Below are 18,796 nucleotides of genomic sequence, written 5' to 3'. Positions count from 1 at the left end.
TGTTGCTGCTTCCTGCCCACGCACGGCAGAAACCCCTGTGGGCGTTCGCGCAGCGCGGGCGCAGCGGGCGAACTGGACAGCCGCCGCACCGCAGTGCTCACAGATGCCCGGCCTCCGCCTTCGGCTGTAACTAGTCCTATACCCTTCTACGCACGGCAAGGTTAAGCGCCTACAGCCGCCGCATGAGTGCTCAACAGCTCAGCCAACGCTTCGGCCGCGGGCCCCAGGGCTCGCTCACTGCGCGTGATAATGCCGATACACCGGTTCAACGCCGGTTCCTCCAAGGGGATACAGGCCAGGGTTTCGTGCCCTTGCACGGCGGACTCTGGCAGTAGGGTCATGCCTAGCCCCTGCTGTACCAAGGCGATGGCCGTGGACATGTAGTTGGCTTCGATCTGACGATGCAACCGCAAGTGGCGGTCCTCGAACAACCGCTCCACCTGCATGCGCACACTGCTATCGCGCCCGGTCAGGATCATGGGCTGCGCGTCCAGGTGTGCCAGGGTAAGAGGCCGGCCATCGTTAAGCGGATGGTCCAGCGGCAGCAATAGGCAGATACGGTCCACGAGCAACGGTTCAAACCTGAGCCCAGCGGCACTTCGGGGCGCCACGCTGAGGCCGAAATCCACACTGCCGGCGCGCACCTGGTCTTCCACTTGCTGCGCGACCACATCGCGCAGGCGTACCTCAATGCCGGGGTGAAGGTGGCCGAAATGCTTGAGGGCCACGGGCAGCAGGCTGGAACACAGCGAGGGCAAGGCCGCCAGTTCAACCGTTCCCCGCCTGAGCGCCGCAAGGTCACGGTTGCTAGCGACCAGGTTGTCCAGGTCCAGCAGCAGTTGCTCCATGTGCGGCAGGTTCTGGCGGCCGGCTTCGGTCAGCTCCAGGTGGCGAGGGCCGCGGTCCAGCAGGGCCACGCCCAGCCACTGCTCCAGCTGTTGAACCTGCACGGTCAGTGCCGAGGGCGAGAGGTGAAGCTGTGCGGCGGCTTTGGCGAAGTGGCCTGCGTGAGCCACGGTGACAAAGGCACGAATGGACTGGAGCGCGTTTTTCATTTTGTTTTCTCGAACGTGCCGGGTTGCATATTTCAATTTACAACATGGCAGTGGCGTTCCAATACTCGGCACACAACAATAAACCAGCCTTCGGTAGCCCAGCGCCCGCAAGGCCTTACGGAGAGCTGCCATGCTCGCGTTCGCCGGTCTCGTGACCATTGTCTGCCTGCTTGTGGCTGTGATGAGCAAGCGCCTGTCCCCACTGGTGGCCCTGATCGCGCTGCCGATCATTGCCGCCCTGCTTACTGGCTTCGGCCTTCAGACCAGCGCCTTTATCATTACGGGCATCAAGAATGTGGCGCCGGTGGTAGGCATGTTCGTGTTCGCGATCCTCTTTTTCGGCGTGATGACCGATGCCGGCATGCTGGACCCGATCATCGACCGCATTCTGAAGACGGTGGGCACCCGCCCTACACGCATTGTGTTTGGTACCGCCCTGCTGGCCTTGCTGGTACACCTGGACGGCTCCGGCGCAGTGACCTTCCTGGTGACCGTACCGGCCATGCTGCCCCTGTACACCCGCCTGGGCATGGACAAGCGCATTCTGGCCTGCGTGGCAGCCATGGCGGCCGGGGTCAACTTCCTGCCATGGACAGGGCCTGTGCTGCGCTCGTCGGCAGCCCTGCATGTGCCTGTGAGCGAGCTGTTCCAGCCGCTGATCCTGGTGCAACTGGTAGGGCTTGCGTTCGTGTTCGCCTGCGCCTGGGGTTTGGGGCTGCGCGAGGAACGTCGCCTTGGCCTGGGTGCCGGGATGCCGGCCAGTGAGGTAATGCCACAGCGCACCCTCACTTCGGAGGAAGAGGCCTTGCGCCGCCCCACGCGGTTTGTGGCGAACCTGGTGCTGACCGTGGTGGTGATGGCCGTGATGATCGCGGGCTGGGTGGACCCGGTCGTAATGTTTATGGTGGGAACGGTATTGGCCCTGTGCCTGAACTACCCCAATGTGGACGCCCAGCGTGCGCGCATCGACGCCCACGCCAAAACCGCCCTTACCATGGCCAGTATCCTGCTGGCTGCTGGGGTATTCACCGGCATCATGCAAGGTACCGGCATGCTCAAGGCCATGGCCGAAGTGGGGGTAAGTGCTATACCGCCGGGCCATGGCTCACTGATTCCGGCGGTGGTGGGCTTTATCTCCATGCCACTGAGCCTGTTGTTCGACCCGGATTCCTACTACTTCGGGGTAATGCCGGTGATCGCAGAAGTGGGGCGTTCGCTAGGTATCAGCCCCCTGCAAGTGGCGCAGGCCTCCCTGCTGGGTGTTCACACCACCGGCTTCCCGGTCAGCCCGCTCACCCCGGCTACCTTCTTGCTGGTGGGCCTGTGCAAGATCGACCTGGCCGACCACCAGCGCTTTACCATCCCGTTCCTGTTCGCCGCCTCAGTGCTGATGACCCTGACGGCCCTGCTGCTGGGAGTGTTCTGAATGAAAACCCTGAGAATTGGCTGTGGAGCCGGCTATTCCGGCGACCGTATCGAGCCTGCGGTGGAGCTGGCTGAAAAAGGCGACCTGGACTACCTGGTGTTCGAGTGCCTGGCTGAACGCACCATCGCCCTCGCCCAGCTGGACCGGCTGAGCAACCCCAAAGGCGGCTACGACCCCCTGCTACTGGAGCGCATGCGCCGGGTGCTGCCGTTCGTTCATGGGTCGGCCGCGCGCGGGCGCCGCTTGCGGGTGATCACCAACATGGGCGCGGCCAACCCGGCCCAGGCGGCCAAGGCTGTGGCCGAGCTGGCCACGTACCTGGGCTTTACCGGCCTTCGTATTGTGGCCCTGCGCGGTGATGACGTATTGGCCGCATTACAGGCCGACCCTGAGCTCAGGCTGGACAATGGCCAACGCCTGGCCGACCTGGGCAACCGGTTGATCTCGGCCAACGCTTATTTGGGTGCCGACGGCATCGTTCAGGCGCTGGCAGCGGACGCCGACATCGTGATCACCGGGCGTGTGGCCGACCCGTCCCTGTTCCTGGCGCCACAGATGTTCGAGTTTGGCTGGGCGCCGGATGACTGGGCAAGGCTGGGCCAAGGCACCTTGACCGGCCATCTATTGGAATGCGCGGGCCAGATCACCGGCGGCTATTTTGCCGACCCTGGCCGCAAGAACGTACCTGACCTGGCCCGCCTGGGCTTTCCCATCGCCCAGGTCGAGCACAGTGGCCAGGCTACCCTTGGCAAGGTGCACGGCAGTGGCGGGCGTATCGACCGGGCGACCTGCACTGAGCAGGTGCTGTACGAAGTGCACGACCCGGCGTGCTACCTCACACCGGATGTGAGCGCAGATTTCAGTGCGGTGGACTTCCGGGAGACCGGTGAGAACCAGGTGCTGGCGTTTGGCGCATCGGGCCAGGCCAGGCCTGAGTACCTTAAGGTATCAGTAGGGTTTCTGGATGGCTGGATCGGTGACGGGCAAATGGCCTATGGCGGTCCCAATGCCGTAGCCCGCGCCCAACTGGCTGGGGACATTGTCCAGGAGCGGCTTCGTTTGATCGGCGTGCCTACGCGTGAGGTTCGGGTAGACCTGATCGGCATGAATGCCCTCTATGGCGAGACGTTGGCTGGTGGCTGCGAACCCAGCGAAGTCCGCCTTCGGGTCACTGCCCGCTGCGCGACGCAAGACCAGGCGGTGCAGATCGGCAATGAAGTGGAAACGTTGTACACCAATGGCCCAGCCGGCGGCGGTGGTGCCAGCAAACAGGTGCGTCAGGTTGTGGCGGTGGCGTCCTTGCTGCTGCCACGCTCGGCCGTGACGCTGGAACGGATTGAAGAGGTGTCCTGATGAAGGTATCAACGCTGGCCGACCTGGCCCACGCACGCACGGGTGACAAGGGGGATACGTCCAATATCTCGGTCATTGCCTACCGCGCCGAGGATTACGCCCTGCTCCGGGAGCGGGTGACGGCGGAGGTGGTGGCCGCACATTTCAAGGGCCTGCTGGGTTCAGCCGCTTCCCAGGTGAAACGCTACGAGCTGCCCCAGCTCAATGCCCTGAATTTCGTGCTGCCGGGCATGCTCAAGGGCGGGGTGACCCGTTCCCTGGCGCTGGACGCCCACGGCAAAACCCTGGGCGCGGCGTTGCTGGCCCTGAAGTTATAGCGAGCGTTCAGGCTCAGGGATGGCGCCCGCGAGGCGAAGCGTGTCTCGCCCGCCTCGCTTGGACGCATACAAAGCGGTGTCGCCCTCTTCGATCAAGGCCGCCAGGCTGGCCGGGGGCGATAGAAACTGGCTGGCGCCAATGCTCAGGGTCACCGCTGCGGGGGTGGCATGGGCCTGCAGCGCGGCCTGGTTGAACTGGTCGCGCAACCGGTTGCCCACGGCCAGTACCTGCTCAAGCGAAGCCTGCTGCCACAGCAAAATGAATTCATCACCGCCCAAACGTGCTGCCAGGCCACCCTCCGGCAATACCGTGCGGATCAACTGGCTGAGTGTTACCAGCAACCGGTCACCTGCAGCATGGCCGAACAGGTCGTTCACCAGCTTGAAATTGTCAATATCGATCAGCAGCATGGCGCCTGGGTTGGCATCGCTGGCCTTGGTTAGTTGCGCGGGCGCCTGCGTGTCCAGCGCTCGCCGGTTGTACAAGCCTGTGAGTGGGTCATGCGCCGCGATTCGGGCCATCCGGGTTTCCCGGCGATAGCGCTCGGTACCCGTCATGGACAAAGCGATCAGCATGATCGCCATCGCCCCTTCCACTAGAGACACCTGAATGATCAAGCCCCCAAAGGTCGCCAGGTCGATCAGGGCGCCGGGCGCAAGGGCAATGATTACCTTCAGGCCGTAGAACAGACCATGGCCCAGCAACACGTAGCGCAGTTGCACGGCCCCTTCACTCAAAGAGCGGCCGTGGGGGCGCAATAGTGTGCTGGCGCGCAGCATCAGCACAGCTACCAGAGAAGAGTTGGCCGCCAGCATGAGCTTGGACCACCACGGTGCGTTGGGGAGCAGCAACAAGGCGCACCAGCCCGCAAAGATCAGGTACCAGGCCCGAGATAAACGCGTGCATGTGAACCGTGCAACGCCCAGCAGAAACAACCAGTGAGCCACCACCAGCAGGCCGTTGGCAAACCAGATGCCCAAGGTCAGCAGCCCGGTGAGGCGCAGCAGCGCCAGGGTCGAACCTACGGTGATGGTGGCAAACCCTGCGCTCCAGAACAGCAGCGACGGCTGGCGCACGGTGCGCCACTCCAGCCCGAGGTACAGCGCAGCGGCAGCCGCCAGGGCAACAGTCAGGGTTAACAGGGTTGGGGGGTCGAGCAGCATGGAGGGCGTGCCTGATAGCGTTGGGCTTAAAAGCCGCAGTGTAAGCGTTCAGGCGGGGTTTTCAGAGGGGTAATCGTCGAATAGATGTCTATGTGCCAGTATTTCCGCGTTTGTCCTGGCCACCTACCTGGACCCTGTGACGAAAGGCCAAGGTAGGTGCAGGTACCGTCAGTACTTCCAGGTCACTGAAGCAGTGAGGTTGCGCGGCTCGCCATAGCTGCTGGCGGTCTGGCTGTAGAGCGAGCGCAGGTATTTGCGGTCGGTCACGTTGTTGAAGTTCAGGGCGGTGCTCCAGTGGCTGTCGATGTCGTAGCTGGTCAGCAAGTCCACTACGGCATAGGCATTCTGGCGAATGTCGCTGTTGGCCGTGTTCTCGATACCGCTCTGCCAGCTCACGCGGGTACCTACGTGGGCTTTGGGCAGCCAGGGCAGGCGGTAGCTGGCCAGGCCGTGGAAGCTGTGGGTGGGCACGTACTTGCGGGTGTGCTCGCCGTCTTCGTCGTCGATGCGCACATAGGTGTAGCCGGCCAGCAGGTCCAGGCCGGGGTAGGCTTCGCCAGAGGCTTCCAGCTCGATGCCGTGGCTTTTGTAGTCCACGCCGTTGTACACGCTCTGGCCACCTGACAACCCTGCGTATTCGCCCACATTTTGCTGGGTGGTCTTGAACACGGCGGCGGTGAGGTCCAGCCGGTTGTCCATCAGGCTGCCTTTCACGCCTGCCTCTACGCTCTTGCCCTCCATGGGGTCCAGCAGCGCATTGTCGAAGCCCACCACATATTGGGGGGTGAAGATCTTGGTCCAACTGGTGTACACCGCCCATTCCTTGTTCAGGTCGTACACCAGGCCGGTGTAGGGCGTGACCTTGCCGTGCTCGCGGGTGTCATGGGCAGCACCGTAGCTCAGGCCAGAACCATCGGCGCTGAGCATGCGCGCGCCCACAATCCAGTGCAGGTCATCCGTGAGGCTGAAACGTGTGCCGGCGAACAGGCTTTTCTGGGAGTCTTCGAAGTTCTGGGTGTTGCCGTCGCTGGTAAACGTGAACGCGGGGTGCGCGGACTGGCCTGCGAGAATGCCGGCAAAAGACGTGTGGTAATAGCCGCCCTTTACAGCATCGAATTCGCGAGCGGTCTGGTGGGTACGGCCGTAGCTGGCGCCCAACGTGAGCGAGTGCTCGCGCCCGAACAGGGTGAACGGGCCCGACACTTTGGCCTCGCCGACCACTTGGTGGGCCTTGCTGGACGTGTCCGCCGCAAACACCAGTGCGTCGTCATCCTGCACACCAGCCACGTAGAACATGTTGGTGTCCTGGTACTCAGCGATGCCGGTTGCCGTCAGGGTCGCATTCCAGCCATTGTCGAAGGCATGGGTCAGCTCGGCGAACACCCGCTGAGTGTGCATGTTCCAGTAGGTCCAGGGCTGGCCTACGTTGGAACTGCGGCTGCTATAGTGGATGGGGTTGCCACTGTCATCGATCAGGGGCAGGTTACCCCAGGTGCTGCCGTTGGAATCACTGTTGTGCTGGGAGAAGCCCACGGTGAGGGTATCGCGCTCGCTCAGGTCGAACGCTAGCAGCCCGGCGGCTACGTTTCGTTCGTGGCTGTAGCGGTCCATCCATGAATTGCCTTTGTCATGGGCATAGATAAAGCGCCCACGCACGTTGCCGGTTGGGGTCAACGGGCCCGACACGTCCACGTCTACCCGGCGGCTGTCCCACGAACCCACGCTGGTGCCGACCTGGGCCTGAAACTCCCGGGTTGGGCGCTTGCGCACAAAGTTGACCGTGGCCGACGGGTTACCGGTGCCGCTCATCAAGCCATTGGCGCCGTGCAGCACGTCGATCTGCTCATACTCGGCCAGGTCCTGCTCACCGATCAGGGTGAACTGCGAGAACGGCATGCCAACGCCATCGTACTCGAACGTGGTGATGTCGAAGCCGCGCGAGGTGAACTCGGTACGGTCGCTTTCGCTCTGCTCCACCGTGACCGACGGCGCCGAACGCAGAGCGTCCTTGATCCCGTTGATCTTGAAGTCGTCCATCTGTTGCCGAGTAACGGTGGTGATGGCCTGAGGGGTCTGCTTCTTGGTCATCCCCAGCTTGGTGGTGCTCGAAGACGGCGCGCCGCGATAGCCCACGGTTTCAGTTTCGTCCTGTGCAGAGGAATCTTGAACCTGAGTGGTGGGCAAGGTGACAATGTCATCATCGGCAGCGAATGCCATAGGCATGGCGCTGCAGGCACCTGCAAGCAGTAGAGTGGCACGGAGGCAAGGTTTCAAGGGCGCGGGTCTCAGGGGCGATAAGGTAGGCCGCGATTCTGAAACAAAATGTGAATGAGAACTAGATACGTTAGCGAATATTTTTACACTTTTTTCACATCTGCCCTATGCAGCGCCGTTGCCCTATTTAATCCTTTGAAAGCTGAGGCCCGTCAATTCATACCACGGACCTATTAGCTGTCCCACTAACTGCTTTATACCCCCTCCACCACCACAATCTTCGCCACCCCTGCCCCTTCGCGGTAACCCAGGGCATCCTGGTACTCAGGCGAGTTGTAGCACGCCACCGCCTGCTCGTAGCTGTCGAACTCGATCACCACCACGCGCTGGGCGGCAGGCCCGTTTTCCATGGCCTGAGAACGGCCTCCTCTCGCTAAGAAACGCCCGCCGTATTTGGCAAAGGCAATGGGGCCACGGGTTGTGTATTCCTTGTATTGCTCGGGGTCAGTCACGTCGACTTGTGCGATCCAATAGCCTTTCATGGGGTGCGCCTGTGCGGTTTAATTTGGAATATGGTATACCATTAGACAGCCCCTCTGCCACGCTGGAACTGCCATGCCTTTCGACAGCATAGACACTCTTCTCGATGATTACCGCCTCGGTAAAATGGTGCTGATGGTGGATGACGAAGACCGGGAAAACGAAGGCGACCTGCTGATCGCAGCCGACTGCTGTGACGCGCAGGCTATCAACTTCATGGCCCGAGAAGCCCGAGGGCTCATCTGCCTTACCCTGACCGAAGAACACTGTCAGCGCCTGGGCCTTGAGCAGATGGTCCCTAACAATGGCAGCGGCTTTGGTACAGCCTTTACCGTTTCCATCGAAGCCGCCGCAGGTGTGACGACAGGGATTTCCGCCGCAGACCGTGCCCGCACTGTGGCCGCAGCAGTACGCGCGAACGCGAAGGCCGAGGACATTGTCCAGCCGGGCCATATATTTCCCTTACGAGCGCGGGATGGCGGGGTGCTGACCCGCGCCGGGCATACGGAAGCAGGTTGCGACCTGGCCCGCATGGCTGGCTTTACCCCGGCCTCGGTCATCGTGGAAGTCATGAATGATGACGGCAGCATGGCCCGTCGCCCTGAACTGCAAGCGTTTGCGGCCAAGCACGGTATCAAGGTAGGCAGCATTGCCGAGCTGATTAATTACAGGCTGAGCACCGAACACACGGTGAGCCGGATCGGCGAGCGGGCACTGGCGACGGTGCACGGCGAGTTCCGCCTGGTTACCTATGAAGACCGCATTACCGGGGGCGTTCACATGGCCATGGTCATGGGTCATCTCGTCAAGGCCCAGCCCACCTTGGTTCGGGTCCATGTGATCGACCCTCTGCGGGACCTGGTAGGTGCCGAGTATACCGGGCCTGCCCATTGGACCCTGTGGGCAGCCCTGCAAAAAGTGGCCGAGGCTGGGCACGGCGTTGTGGTGATACTGGCTAACCACGAGTCCTCCCAGGCGCTGCTGGAACGGGTCCCTCACCTGACCTGCCCTCCCAAACGCTATGCGCCTGGCGTAGTGCGCAGCTATTCAGAAACGGGCACCGGTGCACAAATCCTTCAGGATCTGGGCGTAGGCAAAGTCCGCCACCTGGGCCCTCCGATCAAATACAACGGCCTGGCCGGCTACGATCTGGAAGTGGTGGAAACCTTGCCTTATTCACCCGTATGACACCACACGCCCCTTGCGCAAAGTTTGGAATACCATAATATGACATTCCAGGCTGAATCGATCGACGTATTCTGTGCTTCGGCGCCCACGTGGACGCCTGTTTCAGCCTGGCCTGCCGGACCGAAAAGACACTGCTCCCCACCAGCGGGAAGCTGAAGGAGCGCTGCTCCAGCCCGCATAACGACAACAAAGCGAGGGCGTCACAATGGTGTTGAAAAAACGAGCAATAGCGACGTACGTTGCGGCCATTCTGGCCTCGGGCGCAGGCCTGGCAACGGCAGCCGATCAGCCCCTGAGTTTCGTAAGCTGGGGTGGCAGCACCCAAGATGCCCAGCGCGACGCCTGGGCCACGCCGTTCAGCAAGGCCAGCGGCATCAAAGTGGTCATGGACGGCCCTACGGACTACGGCAAACTCAAGGCCATGGTTGAAAGTGGCAACGTGCAGTGGGACGTGGTGGACGTGGAAGCGGATTTCGCCTTGCGTGCGGCCGCTGAGGGGTTGCTAGAGCCATTGGACTTCTCGGTGATCCAACGCGACACCCTCGACCCACGCTTCGTTTCCGAGCGCGGCGTAGGCTCCTTTTACTTCTCCTTCGTGCTGGGGTACAACCAAGGCAAGGTCGGCGCTGCAGCACCTCAGGACTGGGCCGCCCTCTTCGACACCACGAAATACCCTGGCAAGCGCGCCTTGTACAAATGGCCAAGCCCAGGTGTGCTGGAGCTGGCGCTGCTGGCCGATGGCGTACCCGCTCACCAGCTATACCCGCTGGACCTGGACCGTGCGTTCAAAAAGCTGGATACCATCAAGCCCGACATTGTGTGGTGGGGTGGCGGCGCACAATCCCAGCAGTTGCTGGCCTCGGGAGAAGCCACATTGGGGCAGTTCTGGAACGGCCGTGTCTACGCCCTGCAGCAGGACGGCGCGCCGGTGGGTGTGAGCTGGAAACAGAACCTGGTAATGGCGGACTTCCTGGTTGTGCCCAAGGGCACGAAAAACAAGGACGCTGCGATGAAGTTCCTGGCGGCCGCCAGCAGCGCCAAGGGCCAGGCAGACTTTTCCAACCTTACCGCCTATGCACCTGTGAACAACGACAGTATCCCCCAACTGGATTCCACCCTGGCGCCTAACCTGCCTACCGCCTACGCCAAGGACCAGATCACCCTCGACTACGCGTACTGGGCCAAGAACGGGCCCGCTATCGCGACACGGTGGAACGAATGGCTGGTCAAGTAGAAGTGAGCGGTCTGCCATTGGCTGCTAAGGACGCCACGCCTGCCCGTTCCACCGAGCGACGTTGGCGTGGCAGCGCCAACCTGCTGCCTGCGCTAGCTTTCCTAGGGCTGTTCTTCTTTGCACCCCTGATCGGTTTGCTGCTACGGGGGGTGCTGGAACCAACGCCTGGCTTGGGTAACTACCAACAGTTGTTTGCCAACTCAGCCTATGTGCGGGTGCTGGCAAATACCTTCTCGGTGGCTGGGCTGGTTACAGTGTTCAGCCTGCTGCTGGGCTTTCCGTTGGCCTGGGTGATTACCCTGGTGCCCCGTGGGTGGGGCCGCTGGTTGATGAACGTCGTGCTGCTGTCCATGTGGACCAGCCTGCTGGCGCGCACCTACGCCTGGCTGGTGCTGTTGCAGGCCTCTGGCGTAGTGAACAAGGCACTGCTGGCCCTGGGCATCATCGACCAGCCTCTGGAGATGGTGCACAACCTTACCGGTGTGGTGATCGGCATGACCTACATCATGATTCCCTTCATAGTGCTGCCGCTACAGGCAACCCTGCAAGCCATCGACCCAATGGTGCTGCAGGCGGGGGCCATTTGCGGCGCCAACGCCTGGACTAATTTCACACGGGTATTTCTGCCACTGTGCCGGCCTGGGCTGTTCTCCGGCGCGCTCATGGTGTTCGTGATGTCGCTGGGTTACTACGTGACACCGGCCCTGCTGGGCGGTGCGCAAAACATGATGCTGCCGGAGTTTATCGTGCAGCAGGTGCAGTCCTTCCTTAACTGGGGCCTGGCCAGTGCCGCTGCAGCGTTGCTGGTGCTGATCACCCTGGTGTTGTTCTACATCTACCTGAAGCTGCAACCGGAATCGCCGGTCGGCTCCGTCAACGGGAGGTAAGCGCCCATGCTGCTGACTGCCAATGCCATGCCGCCCCGACTGCGCTGGGGCCTGTACCTCACTACCGGCGTAATCATGCTGTTTCTATTGCTGCCGGTGGTGTTCATTGTGCTGCTGTCGTTCGGGTCTTCGCAGTGGCTGGTGTTCCCGCCACCGGGCTGGACGCTGAAGTGGTACACGCAGTTCTTCGCCAATGAAGAGTGGGTAGCCGCCGCCTGGTCCAGCCTGAAGGTGGCGGTGCTGACCACGGTATGTGCCGTGGCGCTGGGCGTGCCCAGTGCCTTTGCCTTGGTACGCGGGCGTTTTCCTGGCCGGGATCTGCTCTATGCGCTGTTTACCCTGCCGATGATTGTGCCGCTGGTGATCATTGCGGTGGCTGTGTATGCCCTGTTTCTAAAGCTGGGGCTCAACGGCACGTTGTTTTCCTTTGTGGTGAGCCATGTGATTGTGGCGTTGCCGTTCACCATCATTTCCATCATCAATGCGCTGAAGCTGTTTGACCGCTCCATCGAAGATGCCGCCGTGATTTGCGGTGCGTCGCGCCTTCAAGCCATTTTCCGCGTGACCTTCCCCGGCATCCGCCCCGGCATGGTCGCCGCGGGCCTGTTTGCGTTCCTGGTGTCGTGGGACGAAGTGGTGCTCAGCGTGATGATGGCCAGCCCTACCCTGCAAACCTTGCCGGTGAAAATGTGGACCACGCTGCGCCAGGACCTCACCCCCGTGATCGCGGTGGCGTCGACGCTGCTGATCGGCTTGTCAGTTGTGGTGATGCTAATCGCCGCCGGCCTGCGCCGGCGTAGTGAAACCCGTGCCCTGGAGTTGAAATGAACGCCATCCTCACACCCAACCCGCCAGGCACCCTGGTCAGCCTGCGCCAGTTGAACAAGCATTACGGTGATTTCACTGCCGTCAGCGACCTGTCGTTGGAGATAGAGGACGGCGAGTTCCTCACTTTTTTGGGGTCCAGCGGCTCGGGCAAGAGCACTACCTTGTCCATGTTGGCGGGCTTTGAAACGCCCAGTTCGGGCGCAATCGAGGTGGCTGGCCGGTCACTGGTAAACGTGCCACCCCACAAACGCGACATCGGCATGGTGTTCCAGCGCTACTCACTGTTCCCGCACCTGTCGGTGCGGGACAATATCGCGTTCCCGCTGGCCATTCGTAAACTGCCCGCAGCCGAACAGTGCGCACGCGTAGACGCCATGCTCAAGTTGGTGCAACTGGAAACCTTCGCCCACCGCCGCCCCGCGCAGCTGTCTGGGGGCCAGCAGCAGCGGGTCGCCATCGCCAGAGCCTTGGTGTACGAGCCGCGCATTCTGCTGATGGACGAACCTTTGGGTGCGCTGGACAAAAAGCTTCGTGAAGACCTGCAGGACGAATTGCGCCACCTGCACCGTCGCCTGGGTATCACCATTGTGTACGTGACCCATGACCAGGAAGAAGCCATGCGCCTGTCCCAGCGGATTGCGATTTTCAGCCAGGGTAAGGTGGTGGGCTTGGGCAGTGGTATCGAGCTGTACCAGAACCCCCCCAATGCGTTCGTGGCATCGTTTCTGGGTAACTCGAACTTCCTTAAGGTGAGTGCAAGTGGCGGTGCAATAGCTATGTTCGAGGGGCACGCGTTGGCCATCCGGCCAGGCGTTGAAGCCTCACCGCAGCAGCCTTTGCTATTGATGGTGCGGCCAGAGAAAGCAGTAGCGCTTAGCCTGTCGGCTGCCCACGCCTCGCCGCTGCCTGCCGGTTGGAACGAAGTAACTGCCACAGTGAGCGAAGTGCTGTTCCTGGGTGAAAGCCAGACCTGTACTGCCGTGACCGCAGGCGGCACCGCATTGACCGTCAAGGCCTTGTCTTCCAACGGGCAGGTATTAACGCCCGGAACGGCCATTTGCGTGCGCTGGGCCGCAGCTGATGCCTGCGTGTATAGCGAATGGGCCGAAGGGGATTTGAAGAAGGGCTGATCTCCCCGTAGGCGCCAGGCTTTGCCTGCGCGGCGGTATTCAGAGCGCGGGCAAGCCCGGCGCCTACAGGTGCGTCGAAACTCGGCGTAACGGATTGCAGATCACGTACCGGGCGGCTGCAGCCACCTCCTCGTCCATTCGAAGCGCCCGGTCGTAGAAGTGCTTCTGCCACAGGGCCCAGGGCAACTCTTGGACGCGCTTGAACTCAAGGGTTGAGCGGGATTTCACGCGCCTGAGCACATGATTCAAATCGGCATTGCCCAACTGCAGCAGCCAGTGAAAATGATCCGGCATCAACACCCACGCCAGAGTGCTAGCCGAACCTGCTTTGGCCTCTGCCTGTATGGCCCTTATAACCGGCTGTGCGTGTGCTCACTCAAAAAAGCCCGACGATGCTGGGCCACACACACGGTTATCACGTAAATACCGCCTGGCAGCGAACACCGCCCGCGTCGCAACTGGGCAGAGCGGTACAGGTGAGCAACCATTGCAGCGCCTCCCTGGCAAAGGGCCCGGTTTACCCCAAGAGGCAATGGCGTACTACCCGTTCAGGATGACCGAGCGTGCCCACTCACTCCTGCGCCAACGCCAGTTGCTGACGTCGTGCTTTCACAGCGGCTTGGTCGTAGGCCAGCCAGAAGTACAGTGGGCAGGTCACTACCACCCCTACTACCCAGGACAGGTCCGCGCCGGGTACCAGGTTCGCATACGGCCCCACAAACAGCGCCGTGTTGGCAAAGGGCAACTGGGCCATGATGCCAACGGCATAGGCTGCGATCGCATAACCATCAAAACGCCCATACAGCCCGCCGTCGGCCTGGAACAGCGAAGGTACGTCGTAATAGCCGTACTTGATCAGGTAGAAGTCGATCAGGTTGATACAGGCCCAGGGCACCAGTATCAGCAGCAGCGCCAGAATCAGGTTGATGAAGTGGCTGATGAAGTCGGCCGAGGCCCCAAGGGCAGTGACGCAACAGGCGGCCAGCACCACCGCTGACAGCAACACCTTGACGTTCACCGTAGGCGTCCACCCAGCCGCGAAGGTCTGGATTGACGTGATGATCGATAACACGGCGCCGTATAGGTTAAGCGCGTTATGGCTGATGATATTGAGCAGGAACAGCACCATCAGCACTGGCCCTAACACCCCTGTTGCCTGCTCCACAGCTTGCATGGCCTCGGTGCCGGGCGCGCTGGCCAGCACGACGACAGCCCCGAACGAGAATGACAGGATGGTACCCAGGGTGGCGCCCAAGTAAGTCGCAATAAAGGGCCGCCATACCCCTACGGTCGGTGGCAGGTAGCGAGAGTAGTCACTGGTGTAGGGGGAAAAGCTGATCTGCCAGATCACACCCAACGACACCGTAGCAATGAACCCACTCACATTGAGCGCGCCGCGCGTAAAGAAATCTGCGGGCAAGGGCTGAGTCAGCACCATGGTGAACCCAGCCAGCAGCGCCAGGCCCATAACCCAGGTGCCTATTTTGTTCAGCGTATGGATGAAACGGTAACCCACTACCCCAATCACCGTGGCCGCCAGTGCACCGGCCAGAATGCCGCCTTCCAGGGGCATGGCAGGCACCAGCCTGTGAATGGACGTGCCTGCTAGCACGATGTTGGAAATAAAGAAGCCCACATAGATAAGCGCGGTGAAGAACACAATGAGCAACGCGCCATAACGGCCAAACTGGCCACGGCTTTGCACCATTTGCGGAATACCTAGCCGCGGCCCTTGGGCGGAGGCCAAAGCGATCACCACGCCGCCTAACAGGTTACCTAGCACGATGGCCAGCAGCCCCCACGCCAGGTTCAGGTGAAACACCTGAACCACCATGGCGCCGGTAACGATGGGCAGCGGTGCAATGTTGGTACTGAACCACAGGGTAAACAGGTCACGCACGTTACCGTGGCGAGCCGAGCGTGGCACCTGGTCGACCGTATGGTTTTCGATCAGGGTACTGCGGGTCTGTTCAGACATGCGCAATCTCGTCGTTTGTTCTGGTTGTTGTAGTTGTATGAAACCAAACCAAGAGGGTCAGCGATGGACCCAACGAGATACACCGTATTATGGTATTCCAAAAACCTCAATCATAAATTGAGGTTGCAGACGGCCTGCAGGCGCCACTCCGGCTCAAGCTACTGCCGGAAGGGCGCCTTTTGCGCTAGCGGTGAAACGGGGTTCAGGTCTTGAACCGGTGCACCAGCCCGTTCAATTCCTCAGACAACGTCGTCAGGTGCGTGGCCTCGCCCCGTGTGGCCTCAGCCAGTTCTGCAACGCGCTGGGCATCCCCATGGATGTCACCAATATTACGGTTGATGTCTTCAGCGACTTGGTGCTGTTCCTCCGCCGCCGTTGCGATCTGGGTGCTCATGTCCCGGATCACGTCTACCGATTCACGGATGCGCTCGAAGCTGCCTCGCGCCTCACTGATGGACTGAACAGTGTCCTTTGACATGCGCAGGCTGGCATCCATCTGTTCGCCCATGGACTGGGTGCGCCGGGCCAGGTTGCCCAGCAAGGTGTCGATCTCGCCGGTGGAGTCGGCTGTGCGCCGCGCCAGCGCCCGAACCTCATCGGCCACCACGGCAAAACCACGCCCCTGATCGCCTGCCCGGGCCGCCTCGATGGCGGCGTTAAGCGCCAGCAGGTTGGTCTGCTCGGCAATGGAACTGATGGTGCCAAGGATCGACTGAATGTCGCTGCTTTCCTGCCGCAGTTGGCGCATGGCATCGGCAGACACCTCGATCTCGCCACTCAGGCGCCCTACCCGTTCCACGGCCTGGTCGATCTGCATCTGCCCGTCTCGCACTTGGCGCTGGCCATTGTCCGCCGACTCCGCTGCCTGGCTGCACGAGCGCGCCACTTCGTTGGAGGTGGCAACCATTTCATGGAACGCCGTAGACACCATATCTACCGCTACACGCTGCCGGTCGGCCGTCTGCGCCAGGTCTTCGGCCACCTTGATCGAATCCTGGGAGGACTGGTGGATCTGCCCGGACGCCTGGCCAATGCGCTGGATCATCTGGCGATGGCGCCAAGGAACCGGTTGAACCACCCAGCCAACTGGGCTGTTTCATCCTTGGCGCGCACGTCCAGCCGCTTGGATAAATCCCCTTCGCCCTGGGCAATGCCTTCCAGCCCGGTGGCTACCGCATGGATCGGACGTACCAGCAGCCCAGCGAACACACTGCCCGCCAGGGCGAAAGCCAGTGCGCTCACCACTGCGATGATCACAATCAGCCAGGTCAGGGACACCGCGCCTTGCATCACCTCCGCTTTGGGCACCAGGCCGATGAAGCGCCAGCCCAGCTTGTCCGAAGGGAATACGTTGGCCAGGTAGGGCTGGCCGTCCAGCGTCACCTCGCTCAGCCCGCGCCCTTGCTTGTCTAGGGTTTCGTACGCACCGCCTAGCGCTGACAGCTGCTTGAAGTTGTGATCCGGCTGCTTAGGGTCCACTAGTACGGTCCCGTCTTGCGTGGCGAGCATCACGTAGCCGTTGTCGCCCAATTTGATCTGCCCCACCAGGTCAGTGAGCTGGCGCAGGGACACGTCGATACCGACCGCGCCCGTGGGCACCCCTTTCGGCCCGTCGACGGTGCGCACAATGCCAAGCAGCACGACCTTGTCCGGCGCCCAGTAATAAGGCGCGGTGTGCACCACCTGGCCGGGCTTGGCCATGGCAGCCTGGTACCAGGGCCGCTTGCGAGGGTCATAGTCGTCCAGCTGCCCGTCCGGTTTGGAGGCATAGCCACCGTCCACGCTGCCCATGGACGCATACGCGTAGGCAGGGTGGGACTTGAGCATCTGATCCAGTATCGGCAATGCCTGGCCATCCTGGTCACCCACCGTGCGATCGTTGGCCATGTAGCGGGACAAATGGCCCTCCAGCCCTTGGAAAGCAGGGTAGTTCGCCAGCAGCGTTATGTTCTGGTCAATGCCTTCGAAAAACAGCTGCATGGCCGTTTCGACCTGGCGGATCTCCCGCCCGCTGTTGGTTTCAAACCCTTCACGCGCGTTGTCCCGAAGGTTGAACACCACTACCGCCGCGACCAGTACAACAGGCAACGCGGCGATCATGGCAAACGCCAGTACCAGTTTCTGCTTGATGTTCATCTAGGCATTCCCCCGGGGGCGCAAAGGCAAAATGCCTTGCGATAAACCATATTATGGTATACCAATATACCGATTGGGGCCGTGATACAGGCTGCTCCGGAAATTGGTTAATCCACTGTGTCGCCTGTTAACGCCATCGGCGACATACACAAAAAGCATAGGTAAGCCAAGATGAAATTTTCGCTTTTCGTACACATGGAGCGCTGGGACGAGCAGGTCAGCCATCGGCAACTGTTCGAAGACCTGACTGAGCTCACGCTGATGGCCGAGGCCGGGGGCTTCAGTACCGTGTGGATTGGCGAGCACCACGCAATGGAATACACCATCTCGCCTAGCCCAATGCCCTTGCTGGCCTACCTGGCCGCGCGTACTACCACCATTCACTTGGGCGCCGGCACTATCATCGCGCCCTTCTGGCACCCCTTGCGGGTGGCAGGTGAATGCGCCCTGCTGGACGTGATCAGCAACGGCCGTATGGAAGTGGGCCTGGCCCGCGGCGCCTACCAAGTGGAGTTCGATCGCATGGCCGGTGGCATGCTCGCTGCCAGTGGCGGTGCTGCCTTGCGCGAGATGGTGCCAGTGGTGCGCAAACTGTGGGAAGGTGACTACGCTCACGACGGCGAGCTCTGGAAATTCCCCCTATCCACCAGTGTGCCCAAGCCCATCAATACGCCGCCCATCTGGATCGCTGCGCGGGATCCGGACTCCCATAACTTCGCCGTCAAACACGGCTGCAACGTGATGGTCACGCCGCTGATGAAAGGCGACGAGGAAGTGGTGGACCTCAAGAACAAGTTCGACACCGCCTTGGCCAATAACCCGGACGTACCAAGGCCGCAATTGATGGTGCTTCGCCATACCCATATTCATGCCGAAGACGACCCTGACGGTTGGCAAGTAGGGGCCAAAGCAATATCACGTTTTTACCGCACCTTCGATGCCTGGTTTGGGAACAAGGAAGCACCGGTCAATGGCTTCCTGCAACCCAGCCCAGAATCCAAATTTGCCGAGCGCCCTGAATTCCAGCTAGACAACATTCGCAAGAACACCATGATCGGCACCCCGGCCGAAGTGATCGAACGCCTTCAGTACTATCAGGAGCTGGGCGTGGACGAGTTCAGCTTCTGGTGCGACAACAGCTTGCCGCACCATGAGAAAAAGCAGTCCCTTAAGCTGTTTATCGATCAAGTGGTGCCTGCTTTCAGGTAAAGCTCGGCAAAGGGGCAGGCTCAGCAGTACAGACCAGCGGTGATTGAAGCAAACAAGATGCCGCGCTAATATTTTGCGCAAGAGGGCAATCTGATATCACGCCTTTTCTTCTGCTTGCCTGCCCCGGATGTGCCTCG

Annotated in this window: 15 protein-coding genes and 2 pseudogenes; 9 read left to right on the top strand and 8 right to left on the bottom strand. The window is 61.2% G+C overall.

Annotated features, from left to right (window positions below; genetic code table 11):
* Window positions 1-161: 161 nt before the first annotated feature.
* The gene (locus tag HBH25_RS20745; RefSeq protein ID WP_168085837.1) at window positions 162-1,055 is read right to left on the bottom strand and encodes a LysR family transcriptional regulator; all 894 of its coding nucleotides are present in this window, start codon (window positions 1,053-1,055) and stop codon (window positions 162-164) included.
* 130 nt (window positions 1,056-1,185) lie between these two features.
* Between HBH25_RS20745 and HBH25_RS20740 the strand changes: the two genes are divergently transcribed.
* From HBH25_RS20740 to HBH25_RS20730, 3 genes are read left to right on the top strand one after another with little or no spacing between them, the layout of a single operon-like run.
* Complete coding sequence (locus HBH25_RS20740) at window positions 1,186-2,481, top strand: CitMHS family transporter (protein ID WP_168085836.1); 1,296 nt, start codon at window positions 1,186-1,188, stop codon at window positions 2,479-2,481.
* Window positions 2,482-3,834 carry an acyclic terpene utilization AtuA family protein gene (locus HBH25_RS20735; protein WP_168085835.1) on the top strand — a complete coding sequence of 451 codons (1,353 nt, stop codon included), beginning with the start codon at window positions 2,482-2,484 and terminating at the stop codon, window positions 3,832-3,834.
* A complete protein-coding gene (locus HBH25_RS20730) occupies window positions 3,834-4,151 on the top strand; it encodes an AtuA-related protein (RefSeq protein ID WP_168085834.1) in 318 nt (105 codons plus the stop codon). The genes HBH25_RS20735 and HBH25_RS20730 overlap by 1 nt, the downstream gene beginning before the upstream one ends.
* Here the strand turns inward: HBH25_RS20730 and HBH25_RS20725 are convergent.
* From HBH25_RS20725 to HBH25_RS20715, 3 genes are all read right to left on the bottom strand, one after another.
* Window positions 4,146-5,315, bottom strand: a complete 1,170-nt coding sequence (locus HBH25_RS20725) for a GGDEF domain-containing protein (protein ID WP_168085833.1) — start codon at window positions 5,313-5,315, stop codon at window positions 4,146-4,148. The two genes, HBH25_RS20730 and HBH25_RS20725, sit on opposite strands and share 6 nt — an antisense overlap.
* A 168-nt stretch (window positions 5,316-5,483) precedes the next feature.
* Window positions 5,484-7,538: a TonB-dependent siderophore receptor gene (locus HBH25_RS20720; RefSeq protein WP_168085832.1), complete on the bottom strand. Its 2,055-nt coding sequence runs from the start codon at window positions 7,536-7,538 to the stop codon at window positions 5,484-5,486.
* A 245-nt stretch (window positions 7,539-7,783) separates the two neighbouring features.
* On the bottom strand, window positions 7,784-8,071 hold the full coding sequence (locus HBH25_RS20715) for a DUF1330 domain-containing protein (RefSeq protein ID WP_168085831.1): 288 nt from the start codon (window positions 8,069-8,071) through the stop codon (window positions 7,784-7,786).
* Window positions 8,072-8,144: 73 nt separating this feature from the next.
* On the opposite strand from HBH25_RS20715, the gene ribBA reads away from it, so the two are divergent.
* The 5 genes from ribBA to HBH25_RS20690 all read left to right on the top strand — a co-directional run bounded on the left by ribBA (window position 8,145) and on the right by HBH25_RS20690 (window position 13,336).
* Window positions 8,145-9,257 carry a bifunctional 3,4-dihydroxy-2-butanone-4-phosphate synthase/GTP cyclohydrolase II gene (gene ribBA / locus HBH25_RS20710; protein ID WP_168085830.1) on the top strand — a complete coding sequence of 371 codons (1,113 nt, stop codon included), beginning with the start codon at window positions 8,145-8,147 and terminating at the stop codon, window positions 9,255-9,257.
* Between the two features lie 205 nt (window positions 9,258-9,462).
* Window positions 9,463-10,491, top strand: a complete 1,029-nt coding sequence (locus tag HBH25_RS20705; protein WP_168085829.1) for a polyamine ABC transporter substrate-binding protein — start codon at window positions 9,463-9,465, stop codon at window positions 10,489-10,491.
* A complete protein-coding gene (locus tag HBH25_RS20700) occupies window positions 10,476-11,378 on the top strand; it encodes an ABC transporter permease (RefSeq protein ID WP_229631990.1) in 903 nt (300 codons plus the stop codon). Before HBH25_RS20705 ends, HBH25_RS20700 begins: the two co-directional genes overlap by 16 nt.
* A gap of 6 nt (window positions 11,379-11,384) precedes the next feature.
* Window positions 11,385-12,206: an ABC transporter permease gene (locus tag HBH25_RS20695; RefSeq protein ID WP_168085828.1), complete on the top strand. Its 822-nt coding sequence runs from the start codon at window positions 11,385-11,387 to the stop codon at window positions 12,204-12,206.
* The gene (locus HBH25_RS20690; protein WP_168085827.1) at window positions 12,203-13,336 is read left to right on the top strand and encodes an ABC transporter ATP-binding protein; all 1,134 of its coding nucleotides are present in this window, start codon (window positions 12,203-12,205) and stop codon (window positions 13,334-13,336) included. The genes HBH25_RS20695 and HBH25_RS20690 overlap by 4 nt, the downstream gene beginning before the upstream one ends.
* Window positions 13,337-13,399: 63 nt before the next feature.
* Here HBH25_RS20690 and HBH25_RS20685 read toward each other — a convergent pair.
* From HBH25_RS20685 to HBH25_RS23850, 4 genes and pseudogenes are all read right to left on the bottom strand, one after another.
* A pseudogene (locus HBH25_RS20685) lies at window positions 13,400-13,693 on the bottom strand (REP-associated tyrosine transposase); the annotation flags it as partial.
* 214 nt (window positions 13,694-13,907) lie between these two features.
* Window positions 13,908-15,314 carry a purine-cytosine permease family protein gene (locus HBH25_RS20680; RefSeq protein ID WP_168085826.1) on the bottom strand — a complete coding sequence of 469 codons (1,407 nt, stop codon included), beginning with the start codon at window positions 15,312-15,314 and terminating at the stop codon, window positions 13,908-13,910.
* A 202-nt stretch (window positions 15,315-15,516) separates the two neighbouring features.
* Window positions 15,517-16,035: pseudogene (locus HBH25_RS23855) on the bottom strand (methyl-accepting chemotaxis protein); the annotation flags it as partial.
* A gap of 320 nt (window positions 16,036-16,355) precedes the next feature.
* A complete protein-coding gene (locus HBH25_RS23850; protein ID WP_420708522.1) occupies window positions 16,356-17,450 on the bottom strand; it encodes a cache domain-containing protein in 1,095 nt (364 codons plus the stop codon).
* Window positions 17,451-17,621: 171 nt separating this feature from the next.
* Between HBH25_RS23850 and HBH25_RS20670 the strand changes: the two genes are divergently transcribed.
* Window positions 17,622-18,659, top strand: a complete 1,038-nt coding sequence (locus HBH25_RS20670; protein WP_168085825.1) for an LLM class flavin-dependent oxidoreductase — start codon at window positions 17,622-17,624, stop codon at window positions 18,657-18,659.
* The last annotated feature ends 137 nt before the right edge of the window (window positions 18,660-18,796 follow it).

The sequence above is a fragment of the Pseudomonas quercus genome (assembly GCF_012033695.1).
GTDB lineage: Bacteria > Pseudomonadota > Gammaproteobacteria > Pseudomonadales > Pseudomonadaceae > Aquipseudomonas > Aquipseudomonas quercus.
The sequence above is the reverse complement of the archived record's forward strand: the minus strand, read 5'-3'. Positions and strand labels throughout refer to the sequence as shown.

Bases quoted from the DNA above. Each gene is read 5' to 3' on its own strand.
- HBH25_RS20745 (WP_168085837.1), bottom strand. From the start codon at position 1,055: ATGAAAAACGCGCTCCAGTCCATTCGTGCCTTTGTCACCGTGGCTCAC.
- HBH25_RS20740 (WP_168085836.1), top strand. From the start codon at position 1,186: ATGCTCGCGTTCGCCGGTCTCGTGACCATTGTCTGCCTGCTTGTGGCT.
- HBH25_RS20735 (WP_168085835.1), top strand. From the start codon at position 2,482: ATGAAAACCCTGAGAATTGGCTGTGGAGCCGGCTATTCCGGCGACCGT.
- HBH25_RS20730 (WP_168085834.1), top strand. From the start codon at position 3,834: ATGAAGGTATCAACGCTGGCCGACCTGGCCCACGCACGCACGGGTGAC.
- HBH25_RS20725 (WP_168085833.1), bottom strand. From the start codon at position 5,315: ATGCTGCTCGACCCCCCAACCCTGTTAACCCTGACTGTTGCCCTGGCG.
- HBH25_RS20720 (WP_168085832.1), bottom strand. From the start codon at position 7,538: ATGCCTATGGCATTCGCTGCCGATGATGACATTGTCACCTTGCCCACC.
- HBH25_RS20715 (WP_168085831.1), bottom strand. From the start codon at position 8,071: ATGAAAGGCTATTGGATCGCACAAGTCGACGTGACTGACCCCGAGCAA.
- ribBA (WP_168085830.1), top strand. From the start codon at position 8,145: ATGCCTTTCGACAGCATAGACACTCTTCTCGATGATTACCGCCTCGGT.
- HBH25_RS20705 (WP_168085829.1), top strand. From the start codon at position 9,463: ATGGTGTTGAAAAAACGAGCAATAGCGACGTACGTTGCGGCCATTCTG.
- HBH25_RS20700 (WP_229631990.1), top strand. From the start codon at position 10,476: ATGGCTGGTCAAGTAGAAGTGAGCGGTCTGCCATTGGCTGCTAAGGAC.
- HBH25_RS20695 (WP_168085828.1), top strand. From the start codon at position 11,385: ATGCTGCTGACTGCCAATGCCATGCCGCCCCGACTGCGCTGGGGCCTG.
- HBH25_RS20690 (WP_168085827.1), top strand. From the start codon at position 12,203: ATGAACGCCATCCTCACACCCAACCCGCCAGGCACCCTGGTCAGCCTG.
- HBH25_RS20680 (WP_168085826.1), bottom strand. From the start codon at position 15,314: ATGTCTGAACAGACCCGCAGTACCCTGATCGAAAACCATACGGTCGAC.
- HBH25_RS23850 (WP_420708522.1), bottom strand. From the start codon at position 17,450: ATGAACATCAAGCAGAAACTGGTACTGGCGTTTGCCATGATCGCCGCG.
- HBH25_RS20670 (WP_168085825.1), top strand. From the start codon at position 17,622: ATGAAATTTTCGCTTTTCGTACACATGGAGCGCTGGGACGAGCAGGTC.